The organism is Rhizobium sp. LjRoot30 (genome assembly GCF_964253915.1).
Classification (GTDB): Bacteria; Pseudomonadota; Alphaproteobacteria; order Rhizobiales; family Rhizobiaceae; genus Metarhizobium.
On sequence record NZ_CAXUSG020000009.1, the window covers coordinates 132646 to 147497 of the forward strand.

Here is a 14852-nt window from a genome sequence, read left to right on the forward strand (position 1 = left end):
GTCTATTCGGGATTGGCCCATGCCATGAAGCAGGCCGAAGACTGGTAGTCGGATGATGGCTTGTTTGCAGCCTCCGGGGCGGCCTCGCCCAGCGAGGCATCGAAAGCCGGGCTGCCGGCAAGCTTTAGCTTCACCTGCTCGACGAAGTAGGCGTGTGGAAGGTCTATGCCGCTCGAATGACGCAGTTTTTCCGCCAGTCGGTCGATGAATTCGGGAGTATCGAGGTGGCGCGACGCATCCTGCGTCGTGCCTTTGTCAGCCATGCTCGTATTTGCCGTCATGAATCATCCTCCTCCGATGGAATTACGCGAGGACAACCATAACATGCCGGTCAAGGCCAATGAATCACCAAAAAGACGCGGATGATTTTTTGGCTTTAAATATGAATATGAATATATCTACGGCCAGCGAACAGCCGGCGGCAGCGAGGACAGGATGGCTTCGACATTGCCGCCCGTCTTCAGGCCGAAGATCGTACCGCGGTCGTAGAGCAGGTTGAACTCGACATAGCGACCGCGGCGGATGAGCTGCTCGTCGCGGTCGTCATCCGTCCAGGGAAGATTGAAATTGGCCCGGACGATCTTCGGATAGACCATCGAGAAGGCGCGACCGACATCGCGGGCGAAAGCGAAATCGGCATCCCAGCCGCCCTTTTCCGCATCAGAATGCAGCCAGTCGAAAAAGATGCCGCCGATGCCGCGTGGTTCGTTGCGGTGCTTGAGGAAGAAGTAATCGTCGCACCATTGCTTGTAGCGCGGATAGTCGGCGACCGGATGGCGGTTGCAGGCGATTTCCATCGCCTTGTGGAACAGCACGCTGTCGTCGTCCGTCTGCGTCCGCCTGCGGCCGAGCACCGGCGTGAGATCGGCGCCGCCGCCGAACCAATGGCTGCTGGTCACCACCATGCGGGTGTTCATATGCACGGCCGGCACGTTGGGATTGACCGGATGGGCGATCAGCGAAATGCCGGAGGCCCAGAAACGCGGATCTTCGTCGGCGCCGGGGATCTGCGCCCTAAATTCCTGCGAGAATTCGCCATGGACCGTGGAGGTGTGGACGCCGACCTTCTCGAAGACGCGGCCGCTCATGATCGACATGCGCCCGCCGCCGCCTTCACCGCCCTCGCGTTGCCATTCCTTCGGCTCGAAACGGCCGGGTTCCTGGTCGCTGAGCGGGCCGGTGAGGTCCTGCTCCAGTTCCTCGAAGGTGGCGCAGATGTGGTCGCGCAGGTGCTCGAACCAGGTCCTGGCGGCCTGCTTCTTGTCTTCGATGTCGTCCGGCAAGCCCTTCGGCAGTTGCGGTCTTTCCATGTCCGGTCTCCCGCGGCGCAATCACGTCTTTCATTAGCCGCCTTAACCCCGAAGCGTGCAAGTCGCAAGTGCGGAAAGCGATCGGGCGATTGCGCTGCTGCGCTGCAAAAAGACTCGCCAAAAGCGAATGCCGATATTATCTACAAGGAGAAAGGTAGATCGCATGGCGAAAATTCCCGGGCCGCCCGCCCTTGAGGGATTGAGACGACGAATAGCGCGGCATCGGCAGGAAAGCACCGATGGCAGCAAAAGCAATTTCGTGCGCGAAACCTTCTGCCTGGCGCGCAACGAAGCCCGCGCCAAGGCGCGCGAATGGTTCGACACCTTCCCCAAGGCGGCCTACTGGACCGAGGTGGAAAGCTGGCGGCAGCTGGAGGGCGACCGCATCGAATTCACCATGCGGCGCCTGCCGACAGCCGATTGACGGCGATCGTTCAAATCCTAACGATTTGTAAAAAACTTCCGAAACCTCTGATGCCTAGCATGGGTATGGCGACGATTTTATGCATCGCTCGATGCGTAAGCGGCATGACGCCGGTCGTCGCCGCCGGTTCGCACGATGCTTGCTCCACCCCTGCATGCATCGCACCTCGTCCGGCGCTTCCCTTTCATCGCCGGCGTTTTCGTTGACGGATCGCTCTTTTCGGGCGAACGGCCATGCCGTTCGGTTCGCCGGATCGAAGCCGTTGCCGGGCGGCCGGTCGCCGAGCCAGATGTGTATGGCATGTTGTATGACGGATTTTCACTTTCGTCTGCCGAAGACGCCGCCGGCCAGGCTGCGGCGGCGAGCGACGTTGCAACGCTCGGCCTGCAGGCCGCGACGGACATCGTCGCCGAGATCCAGTCCAAGCTCATTCACGCCCGCTTCCCGGGTGTCGACCGGGACGTGATCGACGTCGAGATCGCCGTGCTGAAGCAGGAGCTGTTTGAGGTGGCGCAAGCGGCCTCGTTCGATGGCGAAAACTGGCTGGATACCGGCGGCTCGCCGCTGGTCAAATCGCTCGTCACGCCAGCGCAGGATTCCCACGGCCTCAGCGCCATCAGGACCGTCCAGTTCGATACCGGGCAGATCCTGCTGATCAGCCGCCAGGATGCCGACCAAGGGCTTCTCACCCGTGTCTATCCCAGCGTGACAATGAACGGCAGCTCTTTCCTCTATTATCTTCTCGATACGCCGACCTTGGCGCGTACGTCGCTCGAAGCCAGCGAGATCGCCATTTCTTGCACGACTGAAGACGACGAACTCGACGGCATGATCGTCGCCAGCGGCGCGCTGCTTGCGGAACTCGTCGAGGCCGGCGAGAAACTGCGGGCCGCAGCCGGCGAGATGGCCTCCGGCGGCGATTATTTCTCCGGCCTGCGTGCCATGCTCGAAACCTCGGTCGGATGCCGCATCGATGCGGATCTGCAGGAGGAGGAGGCGAAATCGGAAGCCGAGAAGGTTCAGCAGGAACTGGAGCTTTCCGGGCTCAACATCGCCAACGACCAGTCCCGGACGCTGCTGAGCCTCTGTCAGTAACGGCTGGGCAACCGCAAGGGCAGGGGCACTCCCAACCCTGCGTTCGCTCCGCTTATGCCGACCGGTCGCGGGGCGTGCTTCTTTTCCGCCTTGGCGGCGGCGCAAACGGCGTGACAGCGGTTTCGGTTATCGTCTCGGCCGTTTTCGATTTGCCCGCCCGGCGTTTTGGGACGGCGTCGTCTTTTCCGGCTTCAAGCGTAGCCGTTGCCTCTGTGGTTTTGGGCAAGGGTACTGTTTCGGCAGTCTCGATGGCTTCGACCGCCGGCGGGACGGCTTCCGCAACGGTCTCCATCGCCTGAACGGCAGCCGCCGGCTCCAGCTCTTCCGCCGCGGCTGGGGGCACTTCAGCAGTCACGACGGGCTCGGAGGGGACTGCCTGCGCCGGCCGAAGCGATGACGGCTGCGCCAGAACGTCCTTCAACACATCGGTCACGGCGATGTGGCCGGGCAGATCGGTGTTGGTATGATGCCAGGCGCCGGAAACCTTGCGGTCTGTGGCGATGAACTGGCGCGAATTCAGTGTGCCGAACCAGTCCCATTCGCCGATGACGTCGATGACGTCGGTAAAAACCGGCGGCATGGCGATCTTGGCGCCAAAGGTGACGATGCGGGCAGAACGCGACAGGCCCTGCAAACGCGGCAGATCCACCGACTTGAGCCGCGTCAATGCCTCGGCCAACACCAGATTGCCCTTGGAATGGCCTGTCATCAGGCTGAGTTCCAGCCGCGGGTCGGCCAGAAGCGCCAGCACCGTCTGCATGTCGCGACAATTGTGCTTGGCCGTCGAGGCGGCGGCGTTCTTTTCCGGATTGACGCCGAATTGCGGCCGGCCCCAAACCTCGTCGAGGATTTCGAAGCCGTGGCGGACCTGGTTCAGCCAGCCGAAGAGGAAGGAGCCGCCCATGGCTTCGCCGACAGCATCGGCAAAGCCGTATCCGGGAACGACGGTGGCGACCGGTTCGCCGACCGCATCCGCGACATTGCGGGCGAAGGCTGCCGCGCCGAGCGCTGAACCGCCGGCCCCGGCGATCGCCAGCACATGCACTTTGCCGCCGCCGCGCTGGAAAAATTCGTCCAGCGTATCGCAGAGTGTGAGCGCGCCGGCACCGGAGGGCGGCACGATCAGGATGGAACCGACAGCGGCCAGCGAATCGGAAATGTAGAAGGCCTCGTCGGGGGTGACGACCTTGATGTCGTAGAAGAAGGCGTCGAGCGTCGTGTTGCGCTGCCGCAAGCCTTCGAGCGAGAGATTGCGTGCCGGAGTGCGCTGCAAACGCTCGGGAAGACTGAGAATCCGGGCAAATTGCGTCAGATTATGGGTGAATGCGGTCTGGAACATGGATAGAACTCCACGGTTGCGATCACTGGGGAGAGCATCGCATAGTCGGTCCGGCTGCACAACAGTGCGTTGCAACATTCGCCGCAGGATGCCCGCTTCAGCGCCAGACAGTTTGTCGCATGGCTTCTCCCGCTACCATGGCGGCGGCCATCGCGACGTTGATGGAGCGCTGGTCTTCCCGCATCGGAATGAGGACACGGCCATCCGCCGCGTCATGCACGGCCTCAGGAACGCCGGCGCTTTCGCGGCCGAGGAGCAGGATGTCGTCGGATCTGTAGGTGAAATCGGTGTAGCGTTCTGCGGCCTTGGTGGAGGCGAGCACGATGCGGCGTCCTTGCTGGCGGCGCCAGTCGTCGAAGGCGGCCCAGTTGACGTGGCGGGTCAATGTCACCGAAGCAAGGTAATCCATGCCGGCACGCTTGAGGTTTCGGTCCGAAATATCGAAACCCGCCGGCTCGATGATGTCGACGGACAGGCCGAGGCAGGCGGCCAGCCGCAGGATCGTGCCGGTGTTTCCGGGAATGTCCGGCTGGTAGAGGGCGATCCGCAGGGAAGTCACGATTGTCTCCGCATCGGAATGGATGGTTGCCGGCTGGGCCTAGCACGGCGGATGCCGCGCGAACAACCGTCAGGCTGTTGCAGAAGAAGTGAGACTTCAGCCCTTTGGCCGAGGGCACGCGCCATCGACCTGTGGCGCCGGTGCCACACAATGATGCGAGAATGCCTTTTTTATAGGCGGGCACTGGGCAACTGCGACAAATTGCGCTACACAGCAGCATCTTCAACGCCTTTCAGGGAGGGATTCATGGATATCACCGTTCGTCGTCGCCTCTCGCCGCCCATCATGTGGCTGCAGGCGTAAGCGACCCTTCGCTTTTTCTTTTTCCACTTCCTATTTGAATCACTGCGCGGCCTGGTGGCCTCGTCAATTCGTCCCCCGGTTTTCCGTCCATCGTGGTCCTGCGCGACCCTGTGACGCCATCGCCGGGATTTATGGACCCTGGAGCTTGTTATGTTTGGCTGGTTCGAACAGCGCCTCAATCCGTTTCCGCCGGAGGAGCCCTCCCTGCCGCCGAAAGGCCTGGTGGCCTTCAGCTGGTATTACACCAAGACGGCTGCCCCCTGGCTCGCTTTGCTCGGGCTGTGCTCGATGCTGATCGCCTTCGGCGAAGTCTTCCTCTACCAATTCCTCGGCAATATCGTCGACTGGCTGTCATCGGCCGATCGGGCGACCTTCCTTGCGAGCGAAGGCCAGCACTTGCTCTGGATGGCGGGCCTGCTGCTGATCGGCCTGCCGCTGGTCGGCACGATCCATACGATTACGATGCACCAGGTTCTGGCCGGCAATTACCCGATGATCGCCCGCTGGCAGATGCACCGTTTCCTGCTCCGGCACTCGATGAACTTTTTCGCCAACGAGTTCGCCGGCCGCGTCTCCACCAAGGTGATGCAGACATCGCTTGCGGTGCGCGAGGCGGTGCTGAAGATCATCGACGTCTTCATCTATGCGGTCAGCTTCTTCGTTTCGATGCTGGCGCTGGTGATCGCGGTCGACTGGCGGCTGGTGCTGCCGCTGCTGGCCTGGATCATCGCCTACGTTCTGATCCTGCGCCACTTCATTCCGAAGCTGCGCAAGCTTTCCAGCGAGCAGGCGGATGCACGGTCGATGATGACCGGCCGCGTCGTCGACAGCTACACCAATATCGGCACGGTCAAGCTGTTCTCGCATGCCGGCCGCGAGGAAAACTATGCCCGCGAGGGCATGGATGTCTTCCTCGGCTCGGTGCACAAGCAGATGCGGCAGATCACGCTTCTGAACATCCTCGTGGACGTCAACAATGCGCTGGCGCTGTTCATCGTCTCGGCTGTCAGCATCGGCCTGTGGCTGACGGCGGAGGTTTCGATCGGTTCCGTGGCGCTGGCGATCGGCCTGGCGATGCGCATCAACGGCATGTCGCAATGGATCATGTGGGAGGTTTCGGCGCTGTTCGAAAGCATCGGCACGATCTATGACGGCATGGCGATGATGACCAAGCAGCACGACATCGTCGATGCGCCCGATGCCAAGAAGCTGGCGGCACCCAAGGGCGCGATCCGCTACGACCAGGTGCGCTTCCACTACGGCAAGGATCGCGGGGTGATCGACGACCTGACGCTCGACATCCGGGCCGGGGAGAAGGTCGGCCTCGTCGGACGCTCCGGTGCCGGCAAGACGACGCTGATGAACCTGCTCCTGCGCTTCTACGATCTGGAGTCCGGCCGCATCACCATCGACGGACAGGATGTCTCGACCGTAACGCAGGACAGCCTGCGCGCCCTGATCGGCGTGGTGACGCAGGATACCTCGCTGCTGCACCGCTCGATCCGCGACAACATCGCCTACGGGCGGCCGGCGGCAAGCGATGCGGAAATCATCGAGGCGGCGAAACGCGCCAATGCCTGGGATTTCATCGTCGGGCTGGAGGACATGCAGGGCCGGACGGGTCTCGATGCCCATGTCGGCGAACGCGGCGTCAAGCTTTCGGGTGGCCAGCGGCAGCGCATCGCGATTGCCCGCGTCTTCCTCAAGGACGCGCCGATCCTGGTGCTCGACGAGGCGACCTCGGCGCTGGACTCCGAAGTCGAGGCGGCGATCCAGGAAAACCTGTTCGCGCTGATGGAAGGCAAGACGGTGATCGCCATCGCCCACCGCCTGTCGACGCTGACCGAGATGGACCGGCTTGTGGTTCTCGACCACGGCACGGTCGTCGAGACGGGCAGCCACGAGGCGCTGGTGCGCACCGGCGGCATCTATGCCGACCTGTGGAACCGCCAGTCCGGCGGCTTCCTGGCCGACCAGGTGCCTGCAGGCGGCCATGCGCCGGCAGTGCAGGACGAGCGGGCAGGCGAGGATGAAACGGAGGCCGCGGAATAATTCCGCGGCTTTCGCCGTTTCCGGAGAGGCCTTTCCGATGTTGATGGTGTGTCCATGACCTTTATGCGGTTGATCTACAAACCTGACGATGATGGTGCCGGCGAACTTTTCGTCACAGCCGGCGCCGGGGATTTTGCCGGTAAAAGTTCGGCCTGGATTGGTGAGAAGCAGCTTCGGCAGTTCGAAGCTGCACTTGGCGCCTTCCCTATCGAGGCAGGGCATGAGCCCATGCTCGAGGGCGGATACTGGCGGGAAGGTGTCCTCGATCGGGTGCATGTTCGTATCCGCATCGCACCTGGCGGGCCGCGCGGTCTTGTTCGTGTCGGCGTGGAGCTGGCGACACCCCCGGTCTCGGGGCAAGAGCCGACAGGGCAAAGCAGTGTGAGCCTGGAGTTCCTCGTCAATTACGGTGACCTGTCACGGTTCCAGTCCGCGCTTCGGGATCACAGGTCGGGCAGCCAGGCGGAGGCTGTTCTGATCCAATCGCCGGAATAGTCGAGGGCGGGCTGCCCGCGCTCTCTTCCCCGTCAGCCCTTGCATTCCTGGCAGCAGTACAGTCCACCCGCCATGCCGGTCATTTCGACCGGCACCGGCTATCGACTCACCATGAAGCAATCAAGGAGCGCGTCATGCGCGACGACCGACTTTATAACGATGCCGGCCTGGCGCAGTTCTACGATCTCGACAATGACTGGTCGGACGACCTGAGCTTTTGCCGTCGGCTTGCGGAAGGCTGCCGATCGGTTCTCGATCTCGGCTGCGGCACGGGACGGTTTGCCGCGGAGATCGCAACCACCGTCGAATGTGTCGTCGGCGCCGATCCCGCCCGCCCGATGCTGGATATTGCCCGGCAAAGGCCGGGCGGCGAACGTGTCCGATGGGTGGAGGCGGATGCGCGAGCCATGCGGCTCGGTTCGACTTTCGATCTCGTCGTCCTCACCGGCCATGCCTTCCAGGTGTTCCTGACGCGGGCGGACCGGCTGGCCGTGCTGAAGACGATTGCGGCGCATCTTGCCCCGGAGGGCCGGTTCGTGTTCGACAGCCGCAATCCCTTGCTGGCGGAGTGGAGGGAATGGACCCCGGCGCTATCGCAACGGGACATCGAGCATCCGCACCTCGGTACGGTGGCTTCCTGGAACGACGTCCGCTGCGACGAGCAAAGCGGCATCGTCACCTACCAGACCTTTTACCGCGCCGCTGGCGGCCAGACATGGCAGGCCGCCTCCGATCTTGCCTTCGCGTCGCAGGCGGAAATTGCCGAGCTTGCCAAAGAAGCGGAGCTGGTCGTCGAGCGTTGGCTGGGCGATTGGCACGGCGCGTCTTGCGACGACACATCGCCGGAAATCATACCGATAGGGCGGCTGGGGTGATTGCGATTTAAAAGCGCGGGGCCTTTAGCGGTCTTCTCGACTATGCCAAATGCGCAAAACGAAAATGTCAGCTTCCCGCAACTCATAACGAATCTCATATTCGCCTAGAAAAATGCGGCGCACTTCTCGTGGAGCGAACGCTTCCAGTTTTTCGCCGATCCTCGGGTATTCAAGCAGTTGTTCGGGGGCCTTTATGAGTGTTCTGACGATCCGGGCGGCGGCCTGCCGATTGACGGGCGCAAGGAAATCGTAAAGCCGTTGCAAGTCCGAATGTGCCTTGCTCGTCCATTTCAGTGCCATTATCGCCGATAGGAGGGCGTTTCGTCGCCATCAAGGCTTTCAACCCAGCTGACGACGGATTCGTGATCGAGCACATTTCCCTCTTCGACATCCAGAAGCGCTTCGACCGTAAGCTCATGATGCCGCTCCTCGCGGTCGACCCAATCGGCAAGCGCTTGCTGAACGATGGATTCCCGCGAGCGGTCGAGGCGAAATGCCAGTTCGTCGACCTTGTCTGCGAGCGACTGCGGCAGATGCGCGGTCATGGCGCGTCTTTCCATAGTGAACACTCCTTGTTGTTGGTGTCATTATAGAGATCGTCACCCGGAAATCCAATCTGGAATTGCGGTGCGTTGTCTTCTCTGGTTGCATTTCATGGCCGAAATATAAGATTGTTTTGCTTTGGTTCCCGCGGAGAATCCTCCTATATCCGCACCATGCTGATACGCGCCGTCTTCAACTTCTTTGAAACCTGGATCAATCCTTATCATCGGCGCGGCGATCTGCGGCCGCCGCAGGGAACCTATCAGTTCATCTGGTTCTATGTGTCGCAGGCCAAAGCACCGTTCGCAGCCATGCTGGCGGTCGGCGGACTGGTGGCGGTGGTCGAGGCGGGGTTGTTCTGGTCGGTCGGACTGCTGGTCGACATGCTCGACACGACGCCGAAGGGCGAGGGCTGGTCGGGGCTGATTGCTGCGCATGGCTGGCAGCTTCTCGGCATGCTGGTCTTCGTGCTCGTCGGCCGCTTCATCATCGTTTCCTTGAATGCGCTTCTCGAAGAACAGACGATCGTGCCCGGCTTCTTCAACATGATGCGCTGGCAGGCCTATGCGCATATCGCCCGGCAATCGCTCAGCTTCTTCCACAACGATTTTTCCGGCCGCATCGTCAGCAAGGTCTGGTCCGCCGGCCAGGCGACCGGCGACCTGATGGTGTCGCTGCTGCAGGTCGTCTGGTTCATCGCCATCTATGCGCTCTCGACCATGGCACTCGTCGCCGCGCTCGACTGGCGGCTCGCCGCCATCATCCTTGCCTGGCTTGTCGGGTTCGGGCTGCTGGCACGCTTCTTCGTTCCGCGTATCCGAAGGCTGGCGCGCAACACCGCCGAGACCTCCTCGATGCTCAACGGCCGCATGGTCGATGCCTATGCCAATATCCAGACGCTGAAACTGTTCAGCCGCGAGGAAGCCAACGATCATTATGTCCGGGAAGGTTTCGACCGTTTCCAGGCATCAGTGATCGCCTTTACCCGCCATATTACCGGCGTGCGTGCATCGCTGTCGTTGCTGTCGGGCTTCATGATCGCCTCCATCGCCTACCTTTCCGTCGACCTCTGGTTCGCGGGTGTCATGACCGCCGGCAGCGTCGCCTATACGCTTGGCCTGGTGTTGCGGCTGAATATGCTGCTCGGGCGGCTCATGACGCAATTCAATGCCATCATGCGCAATCTCGGCACGATCCAGAATGCCGCGGAAATGGTTTCGCAGCCCATCCGTCTCGTTGACCAGCCCGGCGCCGCAAACCTGAAGGTCGAACACCCGGAAATCTGCTTCGAGCACGTCTCCTTCCACTATGGCAGCGGCAAGGGTGTCATCGATGACCTGACCCTCACCATTCGCCCTGGAGAGAAGGTCGGCATTGTCGGCCGTTCGGGGGCGGGCAAATCGACGCTCGTCAACCTGCTTTTGCGGTTTTACGACCTGCAAGCCGGCCGCATTCTCATCGACGGGCAGGATATTTCAAAAGTGCGACAGGAATCCTTGCGCAGCCATATCGGCATGGTGACGCAGGATACGGCGCTCTTGAACCGCTCCATCCGCGACAACATTCTCTTCGGCCGGGCGGATGCGGACGAAAAACAGGTGCTGGAGGCGGTGGAGCGGGCCGAAGCCGACCGGTTCATCGCCCATCTGCAGGACCAGCGCGGTCGCAAGGGTTTTGACGCCCATGTCGGCGAGCGCGGCGTCAAGCTTTCGGGTGGGCAGCGGCAGCGCATCGCCATCGCCCGCGTCATGCTGAAGGACGCGCCGATCCTGGTGCTCGACGAGGCGACGTCGGCGCTCGATTCCGAAGTGGAGGCGGCGATCCAGTCGAACCTGGAGCAACTGATGGCGGGAAAGACGGTGCTGGCGATCGCCCATCGGCTCTCCACCATCGCGGCACTCGACCGGTTGGTGGTGATGGACAGGGGCCGCATCATCGAAGAAGGCACCCATGCCGAGCTGATCGCTCAGGGCGGCCTTTATGCAGACCTCTGGTCGCGGCAATCGGGCGGCATGATCGCCGACGATGGTTATCCGGACTGAGCCGCATTCCGCTGCGTGAGGGTGACCCGTGCCATTGTTGTCTTGCGACAGGACATGCGGATGCGGGGCCAAAGGTCGCACCTACCCACCCTGACTCCATGATTTTACAGGGATAACACGCGAAAAACAAACAGGCTTGCCACTTGATCAAAAAAGTGTGGCAGTTTGCCGCGACATTGTGCCCGCGCCTCTTGTCAAGGCTGGACATAATTTGCGATCAAGCATAGAACGCGCCGGATTGCCGGGGAATCTGTGGCTAAAATATGTCCACATGCGATTCGCCGGTTTGGGGGCAGTGCGTTTATCGCGAAATTTTGCGCAGAGGATGGTTTAGCCGTGAGCGAACACGAAACGACAAGCGAAACCCTTGGCGAGCCTACTCGCCGTGATTTCCTGTATTTGACGACAGGCATGGCTGGTGCTGTCGGCGCGGTGTCCGTTGCCTGGCCTTTCATCGATCAGATGCGTCCGGATGCTTCGACGCTGGCGCTTGCTTCGATCGAAGTGGACGTGTCGAGCCTTGAGCCCGGCATGTCGCTGACGGCGAAGTGGCGCGGCAAGCCGGTATTCATCCGCAACCGCACGCCGAAGGAAATCGAGGAAGCCAACGCGGTAGCGCTCAGCGATCTCAAGGATCCGGTCGCCCGCAACGCCAACCTTCCGGCCGATGCCCAGGCGACCGACGTCGATCGCTCCGCCGGCAAGGACAAGGAAAACTGGATCGTGATGATCGGTTCCTGCACACATCTGGGTTGCGTTCCGCTCGGCCAGGCCGGCGATTTCGGCGGATGGTTCTGTCCCTGCCACGGGTCTCACTACGATACGGCCGGCCGTATCCGTAAGGGCCCAGCACCGATGAACCTGGCGGTTCCGACCTTTTCTTTCGTTTCCGATACAGTGATCAAGATCGGTTAAGGGGATACTGATTATGAGTGGTCATTCAAGTTACCAACCGGCGACAGGTCTAGAGAAGTGGATCGACTCCCGTCTTCCGCTTCCGCGTCTGATTTACGATAGCTTCGTCGCCTATCCGGTCCCGCGCAACCTGAACTATGCCTATACGTTCGGTGCCATGCTTTCGGTCATGCTGGTCGTCCAGATCCTGACCGGCGTGGTTCTCGCCATGCATTATGCTGCCGAAGCGACCGTTGCCTTCAATTCGGTCGAGAAGATCATGCGCGACGTCAACCACGGTTGGCTGCTGCGCTACATGCACGCCAACGGTGCGTCGTTCTTCTTCATCGCCGTCTACCTGCACATTGCCCGCGGCCTGTATTACGGCTCCTACAAGGCGCCGCGCGAAATCCTCTGGATCCTCGGCGTGGTCATCTATCTGCTGATGATGGCGACCGGCTTCATGGGCTACGTTCTGCCCTGGGGTCAGATGTCCTTCTGGGGTGCGACCGTCATCACCGGTTTCTTCTCGGCTTTCCCGCTGATCGGCGAATGGCTGCAGCAGTTCCTGCTCGGCGGCTTTGCCGTCGACCAGCCGACGCTGAACCGCTTCTTCTCGCTGCATTACCTGCTGCCCTTCATGATCGCCGGCGTTGTTGTCCTGCACGTCTGGGCGCTGCATGTGACCGGCCAGACCAACCCGACCGGCGTCGAAGTCAAGACCAAGACCGACACCGTTCCCTTCACGCCCTATGCGACGCTGAAGGATGCGCTCGGCGTATCGGTATTCCTGATCGTCTACGCCTGGTTCGTGTTCTACATGCCGAACTATCTCGGCCACCCGGACAACTACATCCCGGCTGACGCGCTGAAGACGCCTGCCCACATCGTTCCGGAATGGTATTACCTGCCGTTCTACGCCATGCTGCGTGCCATCACCTTCAACGTCGGCCCGATCGACTCGAAGCTTGGCGGCGTTCTGGTGATGTTCGGTGCGATCATCATCCTGTTCTTCCTGCCGTGGCTCGATACCTCGAAGGTCCGTTCGGCCGTCTACCGTCCGTGGTACAAGCTGTTCTTCTGGCTCTTCGTCGCGAATGCCATCATGCTCGGCTGGCTTGGGGCCATGCCTGCAGAAGGTATCTACATCGTCCTGTCGCAGCTCGGCACGCTCTACTACTTCGGTTTCTTCATCGTCATCATGCCGCTTCTCGGCTTGTTCGAGACACCGCGTCGCCTGCCGAACTCCATCACGGAAGCCGTGCTGGAAAAGAGCGGCAAGTCGGCGGCCAAGGCTTAAGACAAGCGGAGAGGGAATAAAAACATGAAGAAGCTTGTTGCAAGCATCCTGTCGCTCGCAGTGGTCGCCGGTCTCGGCATGGGCGTTGCCGCCTATGCCGAAGAGGCCGCAGCACCCGCTGCGGAAGGCGAACATGCGGAAGGCGGTACGCCGCATTATCCGATCCACCACCCCAAGAATGTCGACTGGTCCTTCGCAGGCCCGTTCGGCCACTACGACAAGGGTCAGCTGCAGCGCGGCCTGAAGGTGTACACGGAAGTCTGTTCCGCCTGCCACTCGATGAGCCTGGTTTCCTTCCGCACGCTGGAAGGCCTGGGTTACTCCGAAGCGCAGGTGAAGACTTTTGCTGCCAACTACGAAGTTCAGGACGGCCCGAACGGCGATGGCGAGATGTTCACCCGCAAGGCTGTCGCCTCGGATCACTTCCCGTCGCCCTACGCCAACCATGAGGCTGCTGCTGCCGCCAACAACGGCGCTGCTCCTCCGGACATGTCGCTGCTGGCCAAGGCACGCGGCGTGACCCGTGGCTTCCCGCAGTTCGTCTTCGACATCTTCACCCAGTACCAGGAAGGCGGTCCGGATTACATCTACTCGCTGCTGACCGGTTACCAGGATGCGCCTGCGGGCCATGAAGTCGCTGCCGGCACGCATTACAATCCGTATTTCGCCAGTGCCGCGGCTCTTGCCATGGCGCCGCCGATCAGCGACGGCCAGGTCACCTATGACGATGGCGCGCCGCAGACGCTCGACCAGTACGCCAAGGACGTTTCGGCATTCCTGATGTGGGCCGCCGAGCCACACCTCGAAGAGCGCAAGCGCACCGGCTTCATGGTCATGGTCTTCCTGGTGATCTTCACCGGCCTGATCTACCTGACGAAGAAGTCGGTCTACGCCAACAAGGAACACTGAGCTGTTCTTGACATAGAATGCGAAAAGGCGGTTTTCGGACCGCCTTTTTTATTGGCCTGGATCGGAGCGGTTGCTAGAGTCCGGTCTCAACCTTAAAATCACGGATACCTTATGACGACCACCGCCCCGGACCTTGCCGCCTCGATCCGCTCGATCGTGGATTATCCGAAACCCGGCATCATCTTTCGGGATATCACCACACTTCTAGGCAATCCGCGCGCCTTTCGGCGTGCCGTCGATGAATTGGTCAATCCGTATGCCGGACTGAAGATCGACAAGATCGCCGGCATGGAAGCCCGCGGCTTCATCCTCGGCGGCGCCGTCGCCCACCAGCTGTCGGCCGGCTTCGTGCCAATCCGCAAGAAGGGCAAGCTGCCGCACGAGACGGTGCGCATCGCCTACAGCCTGGAATACGGCGTCGACGAGATGGAAATGCACCGCGATGCCGTGCAGCCGGGCGAGAAGGTGATCCTGGTGGACGACCTGATCGCCACCGGCGGCACCGCCGTCGGAGCGGTGCAGCTGTTGCGCCAGATCGGCGCCGACGTCATTTCCTGCTGCTTCGTCATCGACCTGCCGGATCTTGGCGGCCGCGCCAAGCTTGAGGCGCTTGGCGTCGAAGTGCGCACGCTGGTGGAATTCAGCGGGCACTGAGTGTTTTTCGGGGGGCGCGACAAGCCCCTCATCCGCCTGCCGGCACCTTCTCCCCGCA

At 61.5% G+C, this 14852-nt stretch carries 16 protein-coding genes; 10 read left to right on the forward strand and 6 right to left on the reverse strand.

Annotated features, from left to right (window positions below; translation table 11 throughout):
* Nucleotides 1–2: 2 nt before the first annotated feature.
* Together ACSQ3I_RS18650 and hemF are read right to left on the reverse strand one after the other, a co-directional pair.
* Entirely contained in the window at nucleotides 3–281 is a 279-nt protein-coding gene (locus tag ACSQ3I_RS18650) for a hypothetical protein (protein ID WP_436001447.1), read from the reverse strand.
* A 117-nt stretch (nucleotides 282–398) separates the two neighbouring features.
* Complete coding sequence (hemF, locus tag ACSQ3I_RS18655; protein ID WP_436001449.1) at nucleotides 399–1310, reverse strand: oxygen-dependent coproporphyrinogen oxidase; 912 nt, start codon at nucleotides 1308–1310, stop codon at nucleotides 399–401.
* 163 nt (nucleotides 1311–1473) lie between these two features.
* On the opposite strand from hemF, the gene ACSQ3I_RS18660 reads away from it, so the two are divergent.
* Nucleotides 1474–1734: a hypothetical protein gene (locus ACSQ3I_RS18660; protein ID WP_436001451.1), complete on the forward strand. Its 261-nt coding sequence runs from the start codon at nucleotides 1474–1476 to the stop codon at nucleotides 1732–1734.
* 135 nt (nucleotides 1735–1869) lie between these two features.
* Nucleotides 1870–2829 carry a flagellin gene (locus ACSQ3I_RS18665; RefSeq protein WP_436001453.1) on the forward strand — a complete coding sequence of 320 codons (960 nt, stop codon included), beginning with the start codon at nucleotides 1870–1872 and terminating at the stop codon, nucleotides 2827–2829.
* Nucleotides 2830–2881: 52 nt separating this feature from the next.
* Here the strand turns inward: ACSQ3I_RS18665 and ACSQ3I_RS18670 are convergent, their stop codons facing one another.
* Nucleotides 2882–4168 carry a hypothetical protein gene (locus ACSQ3I_RS18670; RefSeq protein WP_436001455.1) on the reverse strand — a complete coding sequence of 429 codons (1287 nt, stop codon included), beginning with the start codon at nucleotides 4166–4168 and terminating at the stop codon, nucleotides 2882–2884.
* A gap of 97 nt (nucleotides 4169–4265) precedes the next feature.
* Nucleotides 4266–4727 carry a tRNA (cytidine(34)-2'-O)-methyltransferase gene (locus ACSQ3I_RS18675; RefSeq protein WP_436001457.1) on the reverse strand — a complete coding sequence of 154 codons (462 nt, stop codon included), beginning with the start codon at nucleotides 4725–4727 and terminating at the stop codon, nucleotides 4266–4268.
* Between the two features lie 453 nt (nucleotides 4728–5180).
* Here ACSQ3I_RS18675 and ACSQ3I_RS18680 point away from each other — a divergent pair, with 453 nt between their 5' ends.
* From ACSQ3I_RS18680 to ACSQ3I_RS18690, 3 genes are all read left to right on the forward strand, one after another.
* Nucleotides 5181–7082: an ABC transporter ATP-binding protein gene (locus ACSQ3I_RS18680; protein ID WP_436001459.1), complete on the forward strand. Its 1902-nt coding sequence runs from the start codon at nucleotides 5181–5183 to the stop codon at nucleotides 7080–7082.
* Between the two features lie 54 nt (nucleotides 7083–7136).
* Nucleotides 7137–7577, forward strand: a complete 441-nt coding sequence (locus ACSQ3I_RS18685) for a hypothetical protein (protein WP_436001461.1) — start codon at nucleotides 7137–7139, stop codon at nucleotides 7575–7577.
* 134 nt (nucleotides 7578–7711) lie between these two features.
* Entirely contained in the window at nucleotides 7712–8452 is a 741-nt protein-coding gene (locus tag ACSQ3I_RS18690; protein WP_436001463.1) for a class I SAM-dependent methyltransferase, read from the forward strand.
* A 24-nt stretch (nucleotides 8453–8476) separates the two neighbouring features.
* Here the strand turns inward: ACSQ3I_RS18690 and ACSQ3I_RS18695 are convergent, their stop codons facing one another.
* Nucleotides 8477–8752 carry a type II toxin-antitoxin system RelE/ParE family toxin gene (locus ACSQ3I_RS18695; RefSeq protein ID WP_436001465.1) on the reverse strand — a complete coding sequence of 92 codons (276 nt, stop codon included), beginning with the start codon at nucleotides 8750–8752 and terminating at the stop codon, nucleotides 8477–8479.
* Complete coding sequence (locus ACSQ3I_RS18700) at nucleotides 8752–9012, reverse strand: CopG family ribbon-helix-helix protein (protein ID WP_436001467.1); 261 nt, start codon at nucleotides 9010–9012, stop codon at nucleotides 8752–8754. The genes ACSQ3I_RS18695 and ACSQ3I_RS18700 overlap by 1 nt, the downstream gene beginning before the upstream one ends.
* Nucleotides 9013–9168: 156 nt before the next feature.
* Between ACSQ3I_RS18700 and ACSQ3I_RS18705 the strand changes: the two genes are divergently transcribed.
* From ACSQ3I_RS18705 to ACSQ3I_RS18725, 5 genes are all read left to right on the forward strand, one after another.
* Entirely contained in the window at nucleotides 9169–11037 is a 1869-nt protein-coding gene (locus tag ACSQ3I_RS18705; RefSeq protein ID WP_436001470.1) for an ABC transporter ATP-binding protein, read from the forward strand.
* 336 nt (nucleotides 11038–11373) lie between these two features.
* Entirely contained in the window at nucleotides 11374–11952 is a 579-nt protein-coding gene (gene petA / locus ACSQ3I_RS18710) for a ubiquinol-cytochrome c reductase iron-sulfur subunit (RefSeq protein ID WP_436001472.1), read from the forward strand.
* Between the two features lie 13 nt (nucleotides 11953–11965).
* Complete coding sequence (locus tag ACSQ3I_RS18715) at nucleotides 11966–13231, forward strand: cytochrome b (protein WP_436001474.1); 1266 nt, start codon at nucleotides 11966–11968, stop codon at nucleotides 13229–13231.
* 24 nt (nucleotides 13232–13255) lie between these two features.
* Nucleotides 13256–14140 (forward strand): cytochrome c1, encoded by an 885-nt coding sequence (locus ACSQ3I_RS18720; protein WP_436001476.1) that lies wholly within the window; start codon nucleotides 13256–13258, stop codon nucleotides 14138–14140.
* A 111-nt stretch (nucleotides 14141–14251) separates the two neighbouring features.
* Nucleotides 14252–14794, forward strand: a complete 543-nt coding sequence (locus tag ACSQ3I_RS18725) for an adenine phosphoribosyltransferase (RefSeq protein ID WP_109461931.1) — start codon at nucleotides 14252–14254, stop codon at nucleotides 14792–14794.
* Nucleotides 14795–14852 lie beyond the last annotated feature (58 nt).